This is a genomic window from Methanosarcina sp. 2.H.T.1A.6, from assembly GCF_000979455.1.
Taxonomy (GTDB): Archaea; Halobacteriota; Methanosarcinia; order Methanosarcinales; family Methanosarcinaceae; genus Methanosarcina.
The window spans coordinates 76900-98602 of record NZ_JJOY01000042.1; the positions used below are offsets into that span (position 1 = coordinate 76900).

The 21703-nt window shown below is 39.9% G+C and carries 17 protein-coding genes and 3 pseudogenes; 11 read left to right on the forward strand and 9 right to left on the reverse strand.

Annotated features, from left to right (window positions below; translation table 11 throughout):
* The first annotated feature begins 275 nt into the window (after nt 1–275).
* Nucleotides 276–1658 carry a PGF-CTERM sorting domain-containing protein gene (locus EO98_RS12470; RefSeq protein WP_048138627.1) on the forward strand — a complete coding sequence of 461 codons (1383 nt, stop codon included), beginning with the start codon at nt 276–278 and terminating at the stop codon, nt 1656–1658.
* Nucleotides 1659–2637: 979 nt separating this feature from the next.
* Here the strand turns inward: EO98_RS12470 and EO98_RS12480 are convergent.
* From EO98_RS12480 to EO98_RS12525, 9 genes are all read right to left on the reverse strand, one after another.
* On the reverse strand, nt 2638–3093 hold the full coding sequence (locus EO98_RS12480) for a hypothetical protein (RefSeq protein ID WP_048133162.1): 456 nt from the start codon (nt 3091–3093) through the stop codon (nt 2638–2640).
* A 706-nt stretch (nt 3094–3799) separates the two neighbouring features.
* On the reverse strand, nt 3800–4624 hold the full coding sequence (locus tag EO98_RS12485; protein ID WP_048138631.1) for a metal ABC transporter permease: 825 nt from the start codon (nt 4622–4624) through the stop codon (nt 3800–3802).
* 46 nt (nt 4625–4670) lie between these two features.
* Entirely contained in the window at nt 4671–5435 is a 765-nt protein-coding gene (locus EO98_RS12490; protein WP_048135259.1) for a metal ABC transporter ATP-binding protein, read from the reverse strand.
* An 82-nt stretch (nt 5436–5517) separates the two neighbouring features.
* On the reverse strand, nt 5518–6477 hold the full coding sequence (locus tag EO98_RS12495) for a metal ABC transporter solute-binding protein, Zn/Mn family (protein WP_048138634.1): 960 nt from the start codon (nt 6475–6477) through the stop codon (nt 5518–5520).
* A gap of 262 nt (nt 6478–6739) precedes the next feature.
* Nucleotides 6740–7189 carry a metal-dependent transcriptional regulator gene (locus EO98_RS12500; protein ID WP_048138671.1) on the reverse strand — a complete coding sequence of 150 codons (450 nt, stop codon included), beginning with the start codon at nt 7187–7189 and terminating at the stop codon, nt 6740–6742.
* Nucleotides 7190–7456: 267 nt separating this feature from the next.
* Nucleotides 7457–8860, reverse strand: coding sequence for a GntP family permease (locus tag EO98_RS12510; RefSeq protein WP_048138639.1), 1404 nt, complete (start codon nt 8858–8860; stop codon nt 7457–7459).
* 142 nt (nt 8861–9002) lie between these two features.
* On the reverse strand, nt 9003–9548 hold the full coding sequence (locus EO98_RS12515) for a chemotaxis protein CheW (protein WP_048138642.1): 546 nt from the start codon (nt 9546–9548) through the stop codon (nt 9003–9005).
* 70 nt (nt 9549–9618) lie between these two features.
* On the reverse strand, nt 9619–11742 hold the full coding sequence (locus EO98_RS12520) for a methyl-accepting chemotaxis protein (RefSeq protein ID WP_235283497.1): 2124 nt from the start codon (nt 11740–11742) through the stop codon (nt 9619–9621).
* Between the two features lie 241 nt (nt 11743–11983).
* On the reverse strand, nt 11984–12376 hold the full coding sequence (locus EO98_RS12525) for a response regulator (protein WP_048138644.1): 393 nt from the start codon (nt 12374–12376) through the stop codon (nt 11984–11986).
* A gap of 17 nt (nt 12377–12393) precedes the next feature.
* Here EO98_RS12525 and EO98_RS19610 point away from each other — a divergent pair, with 17 nt between their 5' ends.
* The 10 genes and pseudogenes from EO98_RS19610 to fhcD all read left to right on the forward strand — a co-directional run bounded on the left by EO98_RS19610 (nt 12394) and on the right by fhcD (nt 21567).
* Nucleotides 12394–12648, forward strand: a complete 255-nt coding sequence (locus tag EO98_RS19610; protein ID WP_048160065.1) for a pentapeptide repeat-containing protein — start codon at nt 12394–12396, stop codon at nt 12646–12648.
* Nucleotides 12649–13628: 980 nt separating this feature from the next.
* Entirely contained in the window at nt 13629–13994 is a 366-nt protein-coding gene (locus EO98_RS12535; RefSeq protein ID WP_048138646.1) for a response regulator, read from the forward strand.
* Between the two features lie 286 nt (nt 13995–14280).
* Nucleotides 14281–15402 (forward strand): chemotaxis response regulator protein-glutamate methylesterase, encoded by a 1122-nt coding sequence (locus EO98_RS12540; protein WP_048138675.1) that lies wholly within the window; start codon nt 14281–14283, stop codon nt 15400–15402.
* A 221-nt stretch (nt 15403–15623) separates the two neighbouring features.
* A pseudogene (locus EO98_RS19615) lies at nt 15624–15896 on the forward strand (Hpt domain-containing protein); the annotation flags it as partial.
* Between the two features lie 377 nt (nt 15897–16273).
* A pseudogene (locus EO98_RS19620) lies at nt 16274–16363 on the forward strand (hypothetical protein); the annotation flags it as partial.
* A pseudogene (locus EO98_RS19625) lies at nt 16350–17468 on the forward strand (chemotaxis protein CheA); the annotation flags it as partial. The pseudogenes EO98_RS19620 and EO98_RS19625, both read left to right, overlap by 14 nt.
* A gap of 122 nt (nt 17469–17590) precedes the next feature.
* Nucleotides 17591–18631: a protein-glutamate O-methyltransferase CheR gene (locus EO98_RS12550; RefSeq protein ID WP_235283498.1), complete on the forward strand. Its 1041-nt coding sequence runs from the start codon at nt 17591–17593 to the stop codon at nt 18629–18631.
* A 193-nt stretch (nt 18632–18824) separates the two neighbouring features.
* The gene (locus EO98_RS12555) at nt 18825–19487 is read left to right on the forward strand and encodes a chemotaxis protein CheC (RefSeq protein ID WP_048138650.1); all 663 of its coding nucleotides are present in this window, start codon (nt 18825–18827) and stop codon (nt 19485–19487) included.
* Nucleotides 19484–19993: a chemotaxis protein CheD gene (locus tag EO98_RS12560; RefSeq protein WP_048138652.1), complete on the forward strand. Its 510-nt coding sequence runs from the start codon at nt 19484–19486 to the stop codon at nt 19991–19993. Before EO98_RS12555 ends, EO98_RS12560 begins: the two co-directional genes overlap by 4 nt.
* Nucleotides 19994–20673: 680 nt before the next feature.
* Complete coding sequence (gene fhcD, locus EO98_RS12565) at nt 20674–21567, forward strand: formylmethanofuran--tetrahydromethanopterin N-formyltransferase (RefSeq protein ID WP_048138655.1); 894 nt, start codon at nt 20674–20676, stop codon at nt 21565–21567.
* Nucleotides 21568–21703: the final 136 nt, after the last annotated feature.

Below are 21703 nucleotides of genomic sequence, written 5' to 3' on the forward strand. Positions count from 1 at the left end.
TAAAATACAATAAGTCTGATGATTAAAGACTCAATGGGAAGGAAAAAAAGAATAAAAAATTAAAGTTTGTTTAACTTTGGTTTTACAGTTTAAAAAACTGATTTTCTAAATTTATTTATTAGCAATATTATTTCCAAAATTTATTCAATAAGGAGTGAGGAATTAAAAACTGGTGTTTGTCCAGCTTAGATTATCTTTTCGACAAATGTTGATTTTTTTGAGTTTAATTCTAAATATAGATTCAAATTTTGAGAAGAAAATCTGGAAGTGAATAAATGAGAAAGAATATTACAAACTTTGTGGGGATGACCATGCTATCCATCAACCATTGGATAAGAAAAAACGGACTATATGCGCTATTTGCGCTGATGTTTTCAGTGATGCTGATCATGTCCAGTGCGGCACCATTTATGCAAGTCGCATCGGCAACCGCATCCTCCGACCAACTGAAAACCGAATCTGATATTGAAACCGCGCCTATAAAAGTAACTTCGGCTTGCGAACCCAGTCCGGCATATAGAATAGAAAAGTGCATTACAGACGTAAATTGCGGTGGATCGAAAGCCAGTGTAAAAAAGGCAGGAGATGTCATAACCTACCGGATAACAGTTACTAACACCGGAGATGTCGACCTGACAAATGTAACTGTCACGGACCAGTTAATTGAAACTCTAACAGGACCAACAAAATCAAAAGATACCGATGAAGTTCTTGATACAGGAGAGATATGGACATATACCGGCAGCTACACGGTAACGCAGGAAGACATAGATACCAATGGGGGATGTGATGGATACATCGACAACGTAGCAATGGTAGACTGTGATCAGCTGGAGCCAAAATGTGACAGTGCCAGGGTACTGATAGAAGAAGCATCCACAGGGGATGATTCGACAGGAGATGATTCGACAGGGGATAATTCGACAGGAGATGATTCGACAGGAGATGATTCAACAGGAGATGATTCAACAGGAGATGATTCGACAGAAGGGAACCAGGATTACATTATATACAAATCAATAATCGGAGCTGATGAAGCCGGAGATAACATAGTCAACAAAGCTGGAGACATAATAGAATATCAGATAATGGTGAAGAATGAAGGCAGCACGAACCTGACAGGAGTTTCAGTAAGTGACCCCATGATTACATTGACAGGACCGACTGGAGATGATGTTGACTCAGGGGTGTTGAATCCGGGAGAGACGTGGAAATTCTTTGGAAACTATACGTTAACCCAGGACGATATTAACAGCAATGGTGGTGGGGACGGATTTATCGAAAATACGGCAATAGTAAGTTGCAACGAAATTCCTGATGAAAGCAGCAGTGTGCAACAACTGATAGTCCTTAGCTCAGATGATATTGATTACAGTGGTGATACTCGTAGCGCCCACCATGGTAACGGTGGCACTGGTCACGCCCGCATCATCTCTAAACCTACCAAAAACGTTGAAATGAACGAAACTACATGGAGAGAAACTGGCACTGAAACGCAGCTTGGACCTGATATTAAAAACTTTGAACAAAACACTGAAAGTGCCGAAGCAGATGTTGACAAGGAACCAGAACAGGAAAGCGCAGGTATACCTGGGTTTGAAATCATTTATGGCGCATTCGGACTGCTTGCTGCAATATTCCTGTATAAAAAGAAGTAAAAGCAAAGCGAATCAGATAAAAAAGCATTGAAAGAGAGCTAGGCTTAGAAAAAAATTAGATGAGGGGTTTAAACCTTCATCTAATTGTACATTTTTATTCTCACCCAAAGAAGATGTTTGTACATTTTTATTTTCAGCTCAAGAAGAGATGTGCAAGAAATGTGCTGTCTACTTTGGTCCATTTCAAAGAGCAGAAAGCCAGGAAAAATAGATAAAAAGTATTTTTTTCGAAGGTTGGTTTTTAGAGGGCTTCATAATGAAATTAAGAATAGTATAGACTCGCAAAATTCACATTTTTAACGCGAGAGCTATTTAGAAAACTAAACCGTTAAAAACAAAGGGATATAACCACGTTTGAAACTAACTGATCTAAAAAAGATTCACATATTGAATGGTGCAGGCATCTGTTTATAATGCCGTTTTTAATCACCGTTTTTCAAGAATTCCGTTTTTGTGCCGTTTTTCAATATATCATTTTTTGGGCTACTGTTTTTTAAGCCAGTGTTTTTCAATATATCGTTTTTTGGGCTACTGTTTTTTAAGCCAGTGTTTTTCAATATATCGTTTTTTAGGCTACTGTTTTTTAAGCCAGTGTTTTTCAAGACACCGTTTTTTAGGCTACCGTTTTTTTCACAGATGCCTTGCACGCCAAATATCTTTTCCTAAATATAAGACTACGGATGTACTGAAAATTGGATATAAGTCTCCAGAGGTACTGTAAATTAATCAGAACGTATGAAACTAAAATCAAAAACAGAAGAGCTTGCGCATACTTTTCAAAATTTTTAAGTGGGTATTAGCTCCTTAAAAAGATTTAGATTTAGATTTAGATCAATTTTAAATTTACAAAGCATGGATTTTACAAAGCTCAGGTTTGTAAAACCTATCTTTTACAAAATTTTAGACGTTGGCAAAAAGAGAAGGTGTGTAGAAGTGAAATTGAATCGAAAAAAATAGAAAAAAGTAAGCTGCCTGAGGATTAAATGTCAACTAAGGGCAGCTGCCTTCTAAGGTCTGGCAAATAACCTTCTCTATGAAGAGCAATCTTATAATCACTTATTGCTCTGCATACCCTGTGTGTATATTTTATGCAATCGGTACCAACTTCACCTTTAAACAGCAGCTTTTCTGTCTTTTCTATGAATTCCGGATAGGTAAATAACAGTTCTTCTTTGGTGTGCAGGAAAAGGGCTGTAAAGTCTCTGTGGATACCCATGCTTCTTTTAAGCAGCTCAACGTTGAGGTGACCCTCAGAGAGGTAGCTGTTGAATTTCACAAACGTATAAAAGTCTGCGATGTTCTGATTTAAGGAGTTTAGGATTGAATATAGCACATTATCGGTTTCCGGAAGGAGGATATCCGGAAGATTGAGGTTTTCGCCATCAAATGTTTCGTTTTCTTCAATATTTTGATCCCGGGTTGTTTCACGGTCCATTTTATCACCCTGGTATGAAGTTTATATTAAGGGGTTTATATAAAGGGGTTTATATTTTAATAGGTGGATCTGGTTGTTTCCGCTTTATACCAACGGAACCAGTCTTTTACCTTTTAGAGGTGGCTTTTGGATACACCTACTGGCTTGTTATGGAGGTGGCATAAGTTTATCAGTTGAAGTGCATCCAAGTACTATATGCCCTGTGCAGGCTGCCTTAACCTGCTACAAGTGCATCGCTTCCCCACTAGAAGCGGCTTTGTGGCATTTCACATGGAGCTTTGGACTCCGTTTTTGAATTCCATTTTGGACTCCGTTTTTCCATTACCAATTCACTCCAGAGATGCTGATCTTGCAGTTCTGATCCTGAAGTCGTATAAAATAAACTTGATTTAACAATTAGGCTTCTTGCATTTTACCATATATAAAATTATGTCTTAATAAAACTAACGAAATATAATTTTATAGTTGGCTGCAGTTAGTTGGGCCAAAAAAAATTATAAAGTGCATAATATACTGAAAGATGATAGAATATATATCTGAGCCTCATGCCCGAGTCCTGTACATTATAATTAATCTCAGAAAAAATGTATTTTTGAACCTTAATTTATTTTTGAACTTTAGTGAACAGTCAGACATGTTCACTAAATACACTTATAATAGAGGTGCCGGCAAGTTCAAAAAACCTTTAAAAAACAACGGCATGTTTTCAGCTCTTCGAAACATGCCTGCTCTCGAGTATATCCATCCCGACAGCTACAAACCCATATACAAAGCTCAGTACAAGAATAATAGTGGCGCCCGATGGAACATCCAGAGCATATGAAAGGCCTATTCCGGTAACACTGATCGCGATCCCGAAGACAGTGGAGATAAGCATCATCCGCTTCAGGTTATTGGTGAATTTACGGCTCAGAGTTGCAGGAATGGTCAGAAGGGCGATCACAAGGATAATTCCCACGACTTTGATAAGGACAACAATTGTAAGGGCAATAATACAGAGAAGGAGGAGATAGAGCTTTTCGGTAGGGACGCCCTGTACAGTTGTGAACTCTTCATCAAAGCATAAAGAAAGAAATTCCTTATAGAACAGATAGACCGCACCCACTATGACGATATCAAGAACCAGCATCAGGTACAGGTCAAGCCGGGGAACCGTAAGGATATTTCCAAAGAGGTAGGTCATCAGGTCCGGGGCATATCCGGGAGTAAGATAGACAAAAATAACTCCCAGAGCCATTCCAAGAGACCAGAGAATGCCTATTGCACTGTCTTCCGGGATTTTAGATTTCTTGCTTACGATGCCCATGACAAGAGCGGAGAGCAAGCTGAAAGGAAGAACTCCGAACATGGGGTTTATCCCTAAATAATAACCAAGCCCGACCCCTCCGAAAGAGGCATGGGCAATCCCACCGCTGATGAAGACGATCTTTTTAACGACAACGTAGGCGCCTATGATTCCGCAGGCAACGCTTGCAAGGATTGCGGCTATAAGGGCGTTCTGTATAAAAGTATATTGCAGAAGATCAAACATTTTTTATTTCTCCTTGAGAGACTTCTTTCGAACCCTATCTTGATCTTCAGGAACTCCCTTTGTGCCTTTCCAGCACTCTATGGGGCACTCCATGAGCAATTAGTTCGACAGGGCACTGGTAGGTGGCTTCCAGGTCCTCAACCGAGATTTCTCTTGAGTTATGGTAGTGAAGCGTGCGGTTCAGGCAGGCTATCCTGTCCACATAGACAGAAACTGCACTGAGGTCATGTGTAACCATAATGACTGCCATTTCCTGCTTGAGCCTGTCCAGGAGTCGGTAGAGTTCATCCTGCATGTGAGGATCGAGCCCGGTATTGGGTTCGTCAAGAAGCAGGAGTTTAGGGTTCGTTGCAAGAGCACGGGCAATAAAAACCCTCTGCCGCTGCCCACCCGAGAGCTGGCCTATTTGCCGGTCCTTAAGGTCGAACATTTCCACTGTTTTCAGAGCCTCTTCAGCAGCCTTTTTGTCCTCGTCACTGTACTTTTTCAGAAAACCCGTATGGCTCATCCTGCCTGTCAGGACGACTTCCCAGACACTGATCGGAAAATCAAAGTCAAAACCTTTGTACTGGGGGACATACCCTACAAGGTCTCTGCTTTTTTCCGGAGGCTTCCCAAAGAGTTTCACGCTGCCTTTATAGGGCTTCAAAAGCCCAAGGAGCACTTTGAGAAATGTGGTCTTTCCCCCACCATTGGGTCCAATAATCCCAAGCAACCCATTGGGCTCTTTTAATTCCAGACTTACGGCCTCAAGGATTGTCTGGTTTCCGTAGCGGACCCAGACATCCTCTAGCTCTATAACCTTCTCCATTACCCTTCCTTCAGACTATCGTTTTTATCTTATCCCGAATTATGTTCTTTTTATATTTAGCTATAGAACCTGAATACTGATTTTACACAAGGTTTCTGGCAAAGACATCGGACACGTTGTCCATGTTTGCAATGTAATCCTTTGCAAGAGGGTCAACAGCCACAACTTCGCCGCCAATTTCTTGAGCTACAACTTCCGCACTCCGCGGGCTGAACTGAGACTGGACAAAGATAACTTTGACCTTCTTTTCCTTTGCAAGATCTATGAGCTTCGCGAGATCCCGCGCACTTGGCTCTTTTCCTTCAACCTCAACAGGAATCATAGTAAGCCCGTAATCTGCGGCAAAATATCCCCAGGATGGATGATAAACCATGAAATTTCTTTCCTCGCTTCCTTCCAGCTTTTCCCGAATCCTCGCATCCAGAGCATCCAGCTCTTCAAGATAAGCATCTCTATTTTGAGTATAGTAAGCTTTGTTTTCAGGGTCCAGTTCCACAAGTCCTTCATAAATATCTTCGACCATCATTTTTGCGTTTGAAGGAGATGTCCAGATGTGGGGATCCAGTCCTTCATGATCCTCATCGCTTTCTTCTTTGTTCCCGGCTCCAAGCTCTTCATCATGTTTCTCAAGCTCTCTCAATTCGAGCCCTTTGGAGCAATTTACAATCAGAGTGCCACTATTCATGGTCTCGAATTTGTCAATCCAGACTTTCTCAAAGGGCATACCAACCCCGACTGTCACTAACATGCTGGCTTTGCTAATTTCCTGGACTTCCCTTGGAGAAAGTTCATAGGTGTGAGGATCTGCTCCGGGAGGGATAATGACAACGGTTTTTACTTTATCTCCTCCGACTTTTTCTACAAATTCAGCAAGGGGAACAACACTTACGGCAACTGTCATGGGCTCGTCCGTTCCTGACATTTCAGTTTCCTGTTCTTTAGTCTCATTATCCCCAGTGTCGCCGGCATCTGTACAGCCGCTGACAAAAATGCTCAGACCAACAATCAAAAGTACTAATATAGTTATGATTTTTAATTTCATAATTGAGCTCCTGTTTTTTCACTTTCATTTTTACTTCATTGCTTCAATCAGTTTCATTTCTGGAAGGAGTTGAAATAAGGCTGATATAAGTGAGATAAATTTGTAGTATGTCCAAAAATATGAGTTATTTAGGAAATTTTTTGGGGTCAATCCAAATTCATCTTGAAACCGGATCAAAAACTTGGATCAAAAACTTGGATCAGAAGCTTGGATCAAAAGCTTGGATCAAAGGCTTTATTCAACTCCCCATTCATGCTGGCAATTAATGACAATGCTCCTCATGAAAGCATTTCTCGTGGCTTATTTCTCCGCATACCCCGACCATCGGATGACCCATTGAGTTGCAGATTTTGTTTACCGCATCCCTGGAAACAAAAGCTTCAAAGCGAGAAACCTCAGCACATGCTTCCTCCGTCGAGAGACCGTAGTGGGTAAAGAGAAGACTCAAAATCCTGTGTCTCCGGACAAGAAATTCTGCATATGCCTTCCCCATTTCTGTCAGATCCACCCCCCTGTATGGAACATGATTCAGGTAGCCAGCAGTTGCAAGTTCAGTTAAGGTCTTGCTTATTGTTGAAGGGTCAACCTGCAGGCAGGAGGAAATTTCAGTAGTTTTTACCGTGCCTCTTTTTTCAAAAATAAACTTGAGGTAATCTGCCTTTCTCGGAGAGAGCTCAAGGCCCGTAAAATCAGGATAATTGTGCTCATTCATATAGATAAATATAAAAAACTGGTATTTATTGTTTGTCATGTACCAAATTACAAAATTATATTTGTGGTGTATCAAACTTAGAATCGCCGGAATGTACCTCCTGCAAAAAATGAAAGGCATTAAAATCAAAGGAATTAGGTTCCAGTATAAAATACCGGCAAGTCTGAAGAACTCAGTAAGTATAAAAAACACAATAAGTATGAAAGAACCGGCAAGAATAGAAATCTAGCAGGTATGAAACTAGCGAAACTGGCAGGTATGAAAAATTCAGTAGAAGAAAACATACACTCCGGAAACAAGCAGGAAACTTACCACGCCCATCACAGCACCCCCAAGAGTATTTGCCCTGAAAACCTCGGATGGTTCAAGTTCTGCCAGCTCTCCGAAAATCCAGAAGAATGGATCATTGACATGCGAAATCACGAAAGTACCTGACGCCATTGCAAGGATCAGAATCTCCGCAGGAAGCCCAAGTTCCGGAACCAGAGGAAGCAAAAGGGATGGCGCAACAAGCATTGTTACAACCCTTGACCCCTGCACGGTTTGAAGAGCTGCTGCAACAAGAAAAGGAACAAGGATATGAGGAAGGTTAATCTGCAGGAAAAACCTGCCAAGGGCTTCTCCTGCTCCTGTCATGGCAAGAGTTGCACCAAGAGCTCCTCCTCCACACAGGTCAAGAAGGACAACACCACTTCTCCTTACGGCTTTTTCAACCAGGGTCCTGACCATTTCCAACCCCAGCGCCCTGCTGGAAAAAATGGAGAGAAGAACTCCTATAAGGAGGGCAACATTTGGGTTTCCCAGAAAAGAAAACAGAAGAGGGGGATGCTCAAAGCCAGCCTGGAAAAGGATCAGAAGCAAAGGAAGAAAGATTGGTGCATAAGCTTCAAGTCTGCCTGACTTTCCAGTATCTCTTCCCTGCACTCCATCTTTCCTTTGTACTCCATCTTTTCTCTGCACTTCGATACCTTTTTCCTGCATTACTCCTGTCTTCTCCTTTTGTGGAGTTTCTGTAATTTCTGAAAATTCTGGCTGAGCTTGCCTCTGATTATCGTGTTCGGAAACTCTGGCGGTTTCAGTCTTCCCCAATCTTCTGGCGTAGAGATAACCTGCAGTAGAAGTAGGAACAGCAATAAAAAATCCAAGAAGAATGAGTGTGTCCGTATTTGCTGAAAGTTCTTCTGCTGCGGAAATAATTACAGGGGAAGGATATACCAGATTAAATGAGGCAACGGCCCCGAGTGCAAGTGCAGTTGCAGTGGAAATGGGGGGGTAATTAAGCTTGGTAGCCAACTCTTTTGCTATCGGAATAAAGATGACATAGGCAAGGATATAGCACATCATTGGCACGGAAAAAAGAAAACCAAGAATGTTCAGGGCAAGTAGGGGATTTCTGGAAAAACGCATAATGTCAGAAGCTATTAAAGACATTCCACCGCTCTTCTGGAGCAGAAGTCCGATGATACTACCACTGGTGATAATGATAGCAAAACGGGAAAAAACATTACCAAGTCCCTTAGTTACCGCTTCAACTGCCCCCATAGGTTCTCCTGCAAGCACCCCTATGAAAAGAGATACAAGGACAAGGCTAAGGAAAGGGTGAAGCCTGAGTTTTGCTGTAAGAAGCAGTATGGCTATAAGGGCGAAAAGGAAAATAAGGACAGGGTGCATATTCGTTTAAATTTATTCTGAAGCTATAAATCACTTCTGAAATCATAAAATTCTTCTGAAATCATAAAATTCTTCTGAAATCATAAACAATGAATTATAGACAATAGAAAGTTTTTATCAGTCAGTTTTTACATATAAATTTTTAAATATCCTTCTCAGGAAGTTGCTCGGAAGAAGGAGATGAAGCGGAAGAAGAAAGCTGGCTGAGTTCGTCAATTTCCTCTTCTCCAAGTACCCTTGCAAGGTTCAGGAGGATAAGAAGCCTGTTCCCTTTTTTCCCGACTCCGATTAGATATTCTGCATTAATTTTCGATTTAATCATATCTGGAGTCGGTTCAACAGAAGTAATAGGCAGTTTCAACACCCCACTTACGGAGTTTACAAGCATTCCTATCATTGTATCCCTGACTTCCACTATAATAATTCTGGACAGGCTGTCCCTCTCTTTGGAGCTAAAACCAAGGCGCCTGTTGAGATCTATTACTACGATAATTTTTCCGCGCAGGTTAATTAGTCCCTTTATGCATTCCGGCGCCTGAGGAATGCGAGTGATTTTTGAAATCGGGATGATCTCGGAGACCTGCATGATATCGACTCCGAATTCTTCTCCTGACAGTTCAAACACCACCAGCTGAAGCGATTCTTCTGGAAGTGTAGAATCTTCCTTTATTGCCGTTTCCTCAAACATTTAAATCCCTCAGGCCAATTTAAGGATTTTAACCCTCTATATTTAGCCAGCCGTATTTAGTCAGCAATATTTAGTCAGCAATATTTTCGGGCTCTCCTTTTGAATTACCAAGCCTGAATTTTTCAGTGGCTTTTTTCATCTTTTCCCCAAGCAAAGAGAGATCATTCGCCATGCTGGCAAGCTCAGACATTGAAACACTCTGTTCTTCAAGCGCTGCAGCAGTTTCCTGGGTTCCTGCAGCGGACTGCTCCGATATAGAGGATATATCTTCCAGTGTAGAGGTAATTTCTTCAATGGATGCGGACTGTTCTTCTGTAGAAGCTGCAACATCCTCTATCATATTTGTGATTTCATTGATTGTGGAGACGATCTCGGTAACCATCTCAACCTCTTCACTAACCGATACTGAGCCATTCTTCACATTATTTTTACTTGCTTCTATGCTTTCCACTGTATCACTGATACTCTCCCTGATCTCATCAATCAGCCTGGAAATATTTTTGGCTGCACTTCCGGATTCTTCAGCAAGTTTGCGGACTTCATCGGCTACAACAGAGAATCCTCTGCCGTGTTCGCCTGCTCGTGCAGCTTCAATTGCGGCATTCAGTGCAAGCATATTGGTCTGGTCTGCAATTCTGGTTATCAGCGTTATGATCTCATTGATCTGCTGAGACTTGGAGTCAAGTTCCTTTATAACAATTTCAGTTTCATCAACAGAAGAACTGATAAGATTCATCTTAAACAGGACATCTCTGGAAACGTTTCCAATATTACGAACGGCATCATTCACCAGATTTGTACTTTTAGAAACTTTCTGGGTGTTATCCGCAACTTCCTGGATATTGTGGGTCATATCCTGCATTGCATGAGTTATATCAACAATTTTTGTACTCTGCATCTCTGCCCCGTTAGAGATTTCAGCTGCGGTTTCTGAAATTCTCCTTGATGCAGATGCCACTTCTTCGGAAGAGGCAGACATTTCTTCCGAAAGTGTGGCAAGGCGCAGTGAACCTCCCTGAATTTCTTTAATCAAGTTGCGCAGGTTTTCAACCATTGCTTTAAAAGCCTCTGAAAGCTGGAAGATCTCGCTTCTCGAGGAACCTTTAATATCAACATCAAGATCTCCTTCAGAGATCCTGTCAGCAGCTTCAAGCAATTCGTAGATAGGCTTTCTGTAGATATTCAAAATTACAAAAACAAGTAAAGCACCAATAAGCATTGAAAGAAAAGTGACCAGAAAGATCTTATTTATAGAGTTCACGATCAGTGTATCCAGTTTTTCTTTCTGGTCAGCACTGGCAGCAGTAGCTACTTCCCCAACCTGCGCAGCTATATCTGTCATATTTGCCTCTTCGATCGCTTTTCTTTCTTCCAGAGCCTTAAACTGCTCAAAACCGGCCTGGATATTTTCTGCACTTGTAAGTATTTCCTTTCCTGCAGCAATATTTTCCGGCCGTTCCATTCGCCCGTTCAAGTCTGTAGAAAGTTCAATAATCTCTTCCATAAAAGTATCAAACTTATCTGCATATTGCTGATCAGGACTCATAGCATAATTTCGATACTCGTTTCTGGCTTTCATTGTCAATACAATGATCCTCTGAGCGCTCTCGGCGTTGGAGAACTTTTTCTCGAGAGTTTCATTTGAATAGCCCTTCTCGAACTCCTCCCTGTACTGAGTCATCTGATTTTTAGAAAGCTCGTCTGCGTTTGTTATTAGAGTTTCACTATAGACCGTCAGATTATCTCTCACATCTGCCTGTTCGTCATCTGCTTCAACATATCTGTCAAAAGCTTCCCTGAAATCGCTGGAAGCTGCAAGAACTAAATCCATCCGGTCGCGGTTCGCAGGATCAATGTAGCCTATGTATATTTCTTTGGATATCGCTGCCTGTGTGGGCACAAGGTTAAGATGGGAATAAACTTCTTCTTTGTAAACGGGATCGCCGTGAATAATGTAGCTTTCCTCTGCTTGCAGGGCGCCCTGCATATTATTCATGATAAAAGTCATATTCTGGATAGCACGGCTCTTCTCCTCGACTTCGTTCATGCCCCGATAACCCGTATAACCTACAAAAAAGATCAAAACGAGGAGAAGGGCAAATCCTATCACCACATGCCCCATCTTTGTGCTTTTGTACATCTTTTTCACCCGTGCTTCCAGCTTCTTCGCCTTTGCGCCCTTTCTCTCCCGCAACCGAACTATAACCCATAGGAGATACTTATTGTAAAGGGCAGAAAGCTATAAACGCCTGTAAAAGGTTTTTATCCAGATTTCCCAACTAGTGCTCAATATAGATTATTTAAGAATTCATAAATTTCCTGATATAGATTATTTAAGAATCTATAAAGTTCCTGATTCTTGAAAAGAGTAAGAACCTCAAATAATAGGAGAATTGGAGGTTCGGCATTCATCAAGAATACTCCTTCTGGAGATATTACTCAGGAAAATTCAATGAAGAACTTGTTACTGTAAGGAACTCTTTGACCTGCGATCCAAAAATATCAAAATTTATGGGTTTGGAAAGGACAGCATGACATCCGGCTTTTAGGAATTCCTGCTCACTTTCAGGATCACAATGTCCTGTGACAGCAACCACTCTTGTGCTTCGTGTATCAGGATTGCATTTTATCCGTTGAAGCAGTTCAAGACCATGCATCTTTGGAAGTTCCATATCCATCAGTACAAGATCAACTTTGACCTTACTGAGAACTTCCAGCGCTTCAAAGCCATTTTTTGCCTTCTTCGGATCATATCCATAGGATTTCAGAAGGTCAGCTTCAATAACAAGGTTAAGCAGGTTATCCTCAACGATCAGGATTTCAGGCATTTGATCAACTCCTGTGCTTGCTTAAGAATTCTCTGAACGATATCCTTCTTACAGAGACTATTCTTACAGAGACTATTCTTACAGAGACTATTCTTACAGAGACTATTCTTACAGAGACTATTCTTACAGAGACCATTCTTACAGAGACTATTCTTACAAGACTATTCTTACAGAGACTATTCTTACAGAGACCATTCTTAGAGACTATTCTTAGAGACTATTCTTACAGGGGGTTATTTTGTGAAACGAATTTTACTGGTGGGAACAGATAAACGGCTTAATTATATGGAATATTTTATCATTACTTATCTGAGTAAAAATTCTATTAAATACCCTTATAAATTTTATATCGCAAGCAAATTTCCATTATATATTGCATTTCTGAACATAATTTGTAAGATTTGAAGGCAAATCGATTGGAATTTGCAGGCTGGCACTCAAACACTTACAACCAAATTTTAACACCAAATAAGTGGATTTCAGTGACAAAAAGAAGATATTCAGTTCCCAGTGTTGATCCTTTACATAACGATATAGTAGATAGCAGTAAATTCCCCGACTTAATAAAGATAATATGAATTCCCGTAGAATATAAAGTTATTTATCAATATATATACCACTGTTTTAATATATAAAGTGAGAATAAAAACATCCTATTTTATTTGAATGTGTCTTTAGGAAGAGTTGATTCTCCGCATGATATGAAAACAAGCACATTCAAACCTGTAGAAGTCATTCTATGCAGTAACAAACCCTGACAATATAAATAGGATTTTTAAAACATAACAAACTTTTAGAAACGTTTTGTTAACATGCAACCATTCCAAAATTAAGAAGGGTTTAAAGCTAGATAATTTGCAAAAGATAATTAAAAAAGTTTAATATAGCACGTCTAGCATATACTTTTTCACACTAAAAAGAAAGACTTACGTTAGCAAAAAAACTTGTATTGATCAATTACGTTAACCTTATGTGTACTCTGATAAAAGTTATTTGATTAATAGCTTTAATAGGAACCCTTCAGTTGACTGCTTCAATAGAATTCATTATTATTCTGAAACTCTGAGTATTCTCAAAAGTCAACTAACCCTGAGCTAAAGGATCAGGGGTTTTCTGCTGAGGGTTTATGAAATTGTGTGGTCAGATAACTTCAGGGCGGTTCCAAATATACAGTAGAACAAATACCGTCACATAAGACATTGTCACAAAGATATTGTCACTCATTTAATAAAAAATAAAAGAAGGAAAATAAATGGCAAGAGTAATGATCGTGGACGATGCCGAATTTATGCGGATGGTAATCAGAGACATTCTTTTAAAGCACGGACACGAAGTGGTTGCTGAGATAGGTGATGGGGAAGAAGCAATTCAAACATACCTGGAGATAAAACCTGACCTTGTGCTAATGGACATAATAATGCCAGATATGGATGGGAAAGAGGCATTGCAAAAACTTCTTTTAATGGATCCTGATGCAAAAGTAGTAATGTGCTCTTCTCTTGGTCAGCAAGCTCTGATAACAGAATCTATGAAAATAGGTGCCATGGGTTTCATAGTAAAACCTTTTGAGCCAGATGGCATGCTTGATGTAATCAAAAAAATTGCTGAGCCAAATTAACTGAAGAGTATTAAGTTAAGCGTCCAATTCTAATTACATATCTGAATTTTAGATTAATTTTAGATTAATTTTAGATTAATTTTAGATTAAATATCTAATTTATGGATTAAGCGTTCAATTACCGGATTAAGTATTCAATTACCGGATTAAGTATTCAATTATTGGATTAAACAGTTAGTTTTTAGATTAAGTAACTGAGTTCTGGATCAAGACAGAGTGACTCGAAATATTCGAGTTAAATAAAAACGCGTTTTAAATAAACCGATTCAACAAAAAAGTGCTTGAGATGACTATCCGCGCACTCATAGTAGATGATTCTGCTTTAATTCGCAAGATTCTTTCCGATATTCTTAAAGAAGACCCGAAGATAAGGGTTATCGGAACGGCAGTCAACGGAAAGGACGGTCTTGAAAAAGTCAAGAAACTTAGGCCCGATGTAGTACTTCTGGACAATATAATGCCTGTTCTTGACGGTCTTAAGACTCTTGCCCATATCATGAAAGAATATCCTACTTCTGTAATTATAGTGTCAGCTCTGGGGGAAAAAGCTGAAGAGATTACCCTTACAGCTTTTGAGTACGGAGCAGTGGATGTAATCGAAAAGCCCTCAGGTGTTCTCAGTCAGAGCATGCCTGAGATGGCAGAGGAAATTTGCAGGAAAGTCAGGACAGCTGCAAAAGCTAACCTTAAAAACCTGGAGTGCATGCGAGATTTAGAACCCTGGAGTCCGAAAAAAGAGGAGAAGAAAGGGGAGAAGAAAGGGGAGAAGAAAGGGGAGAAGAAAGGGGAGAAGAAAGATAACAGGCTCCGGGAGAAAGTAACCTCTGTGAGAAATATACTGGCGATAGGTGCGTCCACAGGAGGTCCAAGGACCCTGGAAAAACTTATAGGTTCACTTCCCGCTGAGATTCCAGCTGCAGTTCTTGTAGTACAGCACATGCCCCCGGGTTTTACAGCATCTCTTTCAAAAAGACTTGATGAAAAGTCAGCTCTCAGGGTAAAAGAGGCACAGGAAGGGGATAGAGTAGAGAAAGGAACTGTGCTTATAGCCCCGGGTAATTATCATATGGAAATTGTACGAAATAAAATAAACAGCCTTGAAGAAGAAGTAGTACATTTATCTTGCAGCCCTAAAGAACTGGGATCCAGACCTTCAGTAAATGTCCTTTTCAGATCAGTTGCACTGGTTTACGGCTCCAGAGTTATTTCCCTTGTCCTTACAGGAATGAACTGCGATGGAGCGGATGGAGCTGAAGAAATTAAAAAAATGGGGGGCAAAGTAATCGCAGAAGCCCGGAGTTCATGCGTGGTATACGGAATGCCCGGAGAAATAATAAGGCGAAACCTTGCAGACCTCGTGCTCCCTCTGGACAGAATGGCTGAAGAAATTATCAGAATATTAGAATGAAGTTAAAGATAGAATATCTTTTGTTTACCGCCAAATTAACCGGAAAAAGAAAATTAACCGGAAAATTAAAAAGTAGAAATAAGACAAAAAACAAAGGAAAAAAGACAACGAGAGAGTAAAGAGAAAGTAAAGAGAGATAAATAAAGAGAGATAAAAAATTTAAAACATTTCGGAAATCCGGGTACCTCTCAGGACTATAAAAGGCAGGGAAAATCATGGATATGTCAAAATATATAGGCATTTTCAGATCTGAATCTGAGAAAAATATTAAAGAGATCAGTGATTCCCTGCTGGAGCTCGAACAGGACCCTGGAAATATGGAGCAGATGAATGTAATGTTCCGTGCAGCCCATACTTTCAAAGGCATGGCTGCGACCATGGGGTTCAAGCAGATTGTCGAACTAACACATGAGATGGAAAGCCTTATTGACAGGTTCCGTAAGGGAAGGCTAACCCTTGATTCTTCTTTAATTGATATCATCTTCGAATGTCTGGATGCTCTGGAGGGACTTGTTGAAAATGTATGCAAGGGCATGGAAAGTAAAGCCGTAGAGGGAAAAAACGATAGAAGTGAAGGTAATAAGTCTTATCCTGATGCAGTAGAAGTCCTGAAAACTCTCAGGAATATAAATAATTCCTCAGAAGAAGTTCTCCCTCTAAAAAGTGAATTCGAGTCCTTTTCTGCAGACAAAAAGATAGAGGAAAAAGTAGAGAAAAAAGAAGAAAGAGAAGAAGAAAAGAAACTCGAAAGTATAAATGAGGAACTAAAAGAAAAGAAAAGTTTTACTTACTCTGGACTGGATTTCAAAGTAAAAAATGTGCAAAACTCAAGAATACAGGATTCAAAGATTCAGGATTCAAAGATTCAGGATCTAAAGATTCGGGATTCAAAAATACAGGATTCAAAGACACGGGTTACAAGGATACAGAGTTCAAGGATCAGCACGGAACAGTTAGATAAACTGATGAATCTTGTTGGTGAGCTCGTAATCAACCGAAGCAGGGTAAAAGAGCTTACAGAAGAATCGAAATCAAAGGATCTGGAGCTTGCACTTTCCGATTTTCAGAAGTTAACCAGGGAGCTTCAGGAAGAAGTGTTAGAGATCAGAATGGTTCCTCTGGATCATATAACCAATATTTTTCCTAGAATGATAAGGGATCTTGCAAGGGCGCAAAATAAAAAAATTAACTTTATAATAAAGGGAAAAGAGATCAAGCTCGATAGAGCTATTATGGAAGAAATTGGAGACCCTCTGGTGCACCTGTTAAGAAACGCAGTGGACCACGGAATAGAAATTCCCGAGGAACGTGTGGAGCTTGGGAAAGAGGAAAGCGGCACTATAATGATTACAGCTTCAAAGCAGCAAAATTATGTTCTTATCAAAATAGAAGATGATGGAAGAGGAATAAGCACAGAAGAAATCCGGAAAGCTGCATTGGAAAAAGGACTCATTTCAAGGGGGGAAGCGGAACAGCTTTCGGAAAGAGAAGCAATACAGCTAATTTTTGCACCGGGACTCAGTACTGCCAGCGCAGTCACAGATCTTTCAGGCAGAGGAGTTGGAATGGATGTTGTAAAGAACCGGATTGAACGTCTGGGAGGGTCCGTAAAAGTAGAATCAAAACTCGGATCCGGCTCGAAGTTCGAACTGAAGCTGCCCATAACAATCGCTCTTTATCAGGCTATGCTTGTAAAGGTCGGAATGGAAAGATATGCGATTCCTTTCACCAGCATAGTAAAAAGTATCTCAGTCAGGAAAGAAGAAGTCCGGCATATCAGGGGTGAAGAAGTTATTGTGATAAACGAAAAAGCGCTCCCTCTCCTGAGATTGCGTAAGTTGTTTCAATTACCTGCTGACCAGAGAGAAGAAAATCTGGTCATTGTTATAGTGGAAAAAGCCGGACGGGATATAGGATTTGTTGTAGATGCACTGCTTGGAAAGCAGGAAGTTATTATAAAAAATTTTAGAAGCCGACTGATGGAAAAAACCCGGGGATTTGGGGGAGCAACAATTATGGGAGACGGAAGTGTCATTTTAATTCTTGATGTTAACTCCATAATCTGAAATCTTAATTCGAGGAACTAATAATGCCAGTAATAATCTTCAGCAAACGCCAGTAATAATCTTCAGCAGAGAAATTACAGGTGAAAAAGGAGTGAAAGGAAGTAAAAATGGGATAAAAATGAATGAAGAATAAAGGTGGAATAAACGTAAGTGAGGAAGGAATAAAAGGAAGAAAAAATGGGATAAAAGGAAATGAGGAGAGAGTAAAAAGAAGTAAAAATGGGATAAAAGGAAATGAAGAGAGAGTAAAAGGAAGCAAAGATGGAATAAAAGCAAGTAGAGAATCAGTAAAAGTAAACGGAGAGAGAAGACAGATAGTTGAAGACAAAATAAAGGCGAGCAGAAATCTCGAGGAAGACCCGGGATTTGAACTATTAAAAAGAGTGATTACGGAAAGTACTGGTTTTAACTGTGAGCAATATAAAGAAGCCCATTTCAGGCGTAGAATTAACGTTCGGGTCAGAGCTACCAATTCAGAGAATTACGAAGAATACCTCAGGCTGCTGAAAAAGAACTCAGCAGAACATGAGAATCTCATTAAAACCCTTACCATAAACGTCAGTGAGTTTTTCCGAAACCCGGAAACCTTTGGAGTAATTGAAAAAGAAGTTATTCCCTTTCTGATAAAATCCAGATCAGATTCACTTGTAAAATCAATCCGTATCTGGAGTGCAGGCTGTGCAACAGGAGAAGAGGCCTATTCTCTTGCCATTTTGCTGCATAGAGTTCTTGGGAGAGACTTCGATAAGTATAGAATAAGTATTCTAGGCACTGATATTGACAATTTCAGCCTTGAAAAAGCCCGAAAAGGGGTTTACCGTGAAAATGTGCTTAAAAATGTGGATGCCAGTATAATAAAAAGCTATTTCGTACGGCAGGGGGAGACATACCAGGTTTCCAACCAGTTAAGAAGTATGATACGTTTTCAACGGCAGGATATGATATCAGAATCCTGTACAAACCATTTTGACCTTATAATCTGCCGAAACGTCATGATATACTTTAAAAAAGAAATTCAGGAACATTTGCAGCTTAATTTTCATAATGCATTGAACAGAGGAGGGTTCTTTGTGATAGGAAAAGCAGAAACACTGCTGGGAACCGCCTCAAACCGTTTTAAGCCTTACAATGCAAGAGAACGACTGTATATAAAAGAAACATAGAATAATTAAAGAGATCTAAAAGACCTGAAAGACCTGAAAGACCTGAAAGATCTAAAAGACCTGAAAGTCCTGAAAGTCCTGAAAGACCTGAAAGTCCTGAAAGACCTGAAAGACCTGAAAGTCCTGAAAGATCTAAAAGACCTGAAAGTCTTGAAAGATCTAAAAGACCTGAAGAGAATTAAAGGGGACATTCATGGAAAAGATAAGAAGCTTGAGCGAATTTGAATACGGAGCACTGAAAGAGATAGGAAATATAGGGATCGGAAACTCAGCTGTTTCTCTTTCCAGACTCGTAAACAGTCTTGTCTGTACCAGAGTTCTCGATACGAAGTTTGGATTAATCGAAAATATACCGAAAATAGCAGGCTTTTCAGAGTTACCGGTACTAGGTACATTAATGCGTATCAAAGATGATCTCAATGGTTATATCCTTGTCTTTTTTCCTGAAAACAGTGCAAGAAGTCTCTGCCTGACTCTCTCAGGTGAAGAAGAAAAAAGGGACCTGACAAATCCTATGAACCTGTCTTTAATTGAAGAAGTTAGCCATATCCTGGCAGGAACCTACATAACTTCCCTTGCGAAATTTTTGAAACTCAATCTTTCTATTTCAACACCTTACGCAGCATATGATATGTCTGACTCCATTTTCAATTCAGCCGTTACAGAGATGAGCTGCATAGCAGATTTTGCACTTATACTTGATGCAGAGTTCCTCATAAAAGAAAATAAAATTAATGGAAATATATTGACTTTACTTGATCCGGAATCTCTGAACCATCTATTAAAAAAAATTAATTCAATGATTGATCAAACACCCTGTACCGAATATGAACCATCAAATTATGAAAAATTATGAGCAAATCATCAGGAGGTTTTTACAGATTGGCCTATTCAGGCATAGTTATGGTGGGTATAGGTGACTGCGCAATAGTTAGAAGCCCTGTAAAAATTAAAACCTCCGGACTGGGTTCCTGCCTGGGAATAACCCTCTATGACAGACAGGAAAAAATTGGAGGCCTTCTCCATACCATGCTTCCGAATATAAAAGAAGCAAGGATAAAGGATAATCCCGCCAAATTTACAGACGCAGGAATAGAGTACCTGGTGGACGAAATAATAAAAAAAGGTGGTTCCAGAAAAAAACTTGAAGCAAAAATTGTCGGGGGAGCAAGCATGTTCGAAAACTCACACATGAATATAGGTGAGAGAAACATAAAGAGTGCGAAAGAAACCCTGACTAAACTGGGAGTGTCAATCATAGCTGAAGATACAGGGAAAAACTACGGACGTACAATAATATTTGATACCTTTACTGGCGACCTCCTCATAAAGACAGTTCTCAGAGGGGATAAAGTAATATGAGAATAATAAAGACCTTATAAGGACCTATAAAACCCTTAAAAAGTAATAAAAAACCTTAAAAATTAATAAAAAACCTTAAAAATTGATGAAAATATTTAAGAATTGATGAAAACATTTAAGAATTAATAAAAAACCTTAAAAAACCTTCTTTTTTAAAATATTCTTTACAATTTATATATGGTTTATCTGGCAGAACGTATTTCCTAATTCTATTTTCTGATTCATCCTAACATAATACTCAACTTTTTTTAAGTTCTTTTCTTTGAAAAATTATATATTTGATATAAATATTATAATAGACATTCATTAGCTAATCGATTAAACCGATTAAACCGATTAATTAAACCATCGAAGATAAAAGTACCATAAAACTTTAAGTGTATGCCTGAGATTAAGTAACGCTGCGATTATGTGACTTTTTCTGTACGGCATAAACAATCCAACCGAGCATGAACAACCAGCATAGAAGAAACAATTCGAACACAGAATAAACACAGCATAAAAACAGCATAAATAGTTCAAAAATATCTAAAGCAGGCTAAAAGAAAATAATGCATTATGCTGGACTGTGCTGGATTAAGAATATGCTAAAACATGCTAATTTGTAGCAGATTTCAAGCACAGATGTCAAGCCTGGATATCATAATAATTAATAATGAAAAGTAAACTAGGGGATTTTCATGGAAATCAATGGAGTAGAAATTGAAGATACATATGCAGAAGCGTTTCCGATCAAGATTTCAAGGGTTCTCATAACAGCAGTCACAAAGCGCTGGGCACAGGTAGCAGCCACTGAAGCCACCGGCTTCGGGACATCAGTTATAATGTGCCCTGCAGAGGCAGGAATTGAAAGGTTCGCAAGCCCCAGCGAGACCCCTGACGGAAGGCCTGGAGTCTATATCCAGATCTGTACTTTCAAATACGAAGCTCTTGAAGAACAGCTGCTTGAGAGGATAGGGCAGTGCGTACTTACAGCTCCTACAACTGCAGTCTTTAACGGGCTGCCTGACGCTGAGAAGCAATTTAATATTGGCTTCAAACTCAAATTCTTCGGAGACGGTATGGAGTCCGAGGCCCAGATTGCAGGCCGCAAAGTATACAAAGTCCCGATCATGGAAGGAGACTTTGTGAGTGAAGAAAATATAGGAGCAGTAGCCGGAATTGCAGGCGGAAACTTCTTTATCTTCGGAGACTCCCAGATGAGCGCCCTGACTGCAGCCGAGGTTGCTGTTGATGCAATTACGGAACTTGAAGGCACAATTACCCCATTCCCGGGCGGCATTGTCTCAAGCGGATCCAAGGCCGGAGCAAACAAGTACAAATTCCTGAAAGCTACTGCAAATGAAAAGTTCTGCCCCTCCATAAAGGACAAAGTGGAAAACACCGAAATTCCTGCTGATGTCAATGCTGTCTATGAAATCGTCATCAACGGACTTGATGAAGAGAGCATAAAAGCAGCCATGAAAGCCGGAATAAAAGCTGCGGTAACTGTCCCCGGAATCAAGAAGATTTCTGCAGGTAACTACGGCGGCAAACTGGGTAAGTATCAGTTCAAACTTCACGAGCTCTTCTGAGCTCAAAAATTCTTTTTTTTAACAATTCTATTTCTTTTAGCCCCCTCTTCACTTCGTTACTCAGAGAAAGCTTGTAATTCCTTCCTTTCTTTAATGCCGTAATTTACAGTTATCCCCACTAAAAGTACAGCTAAAG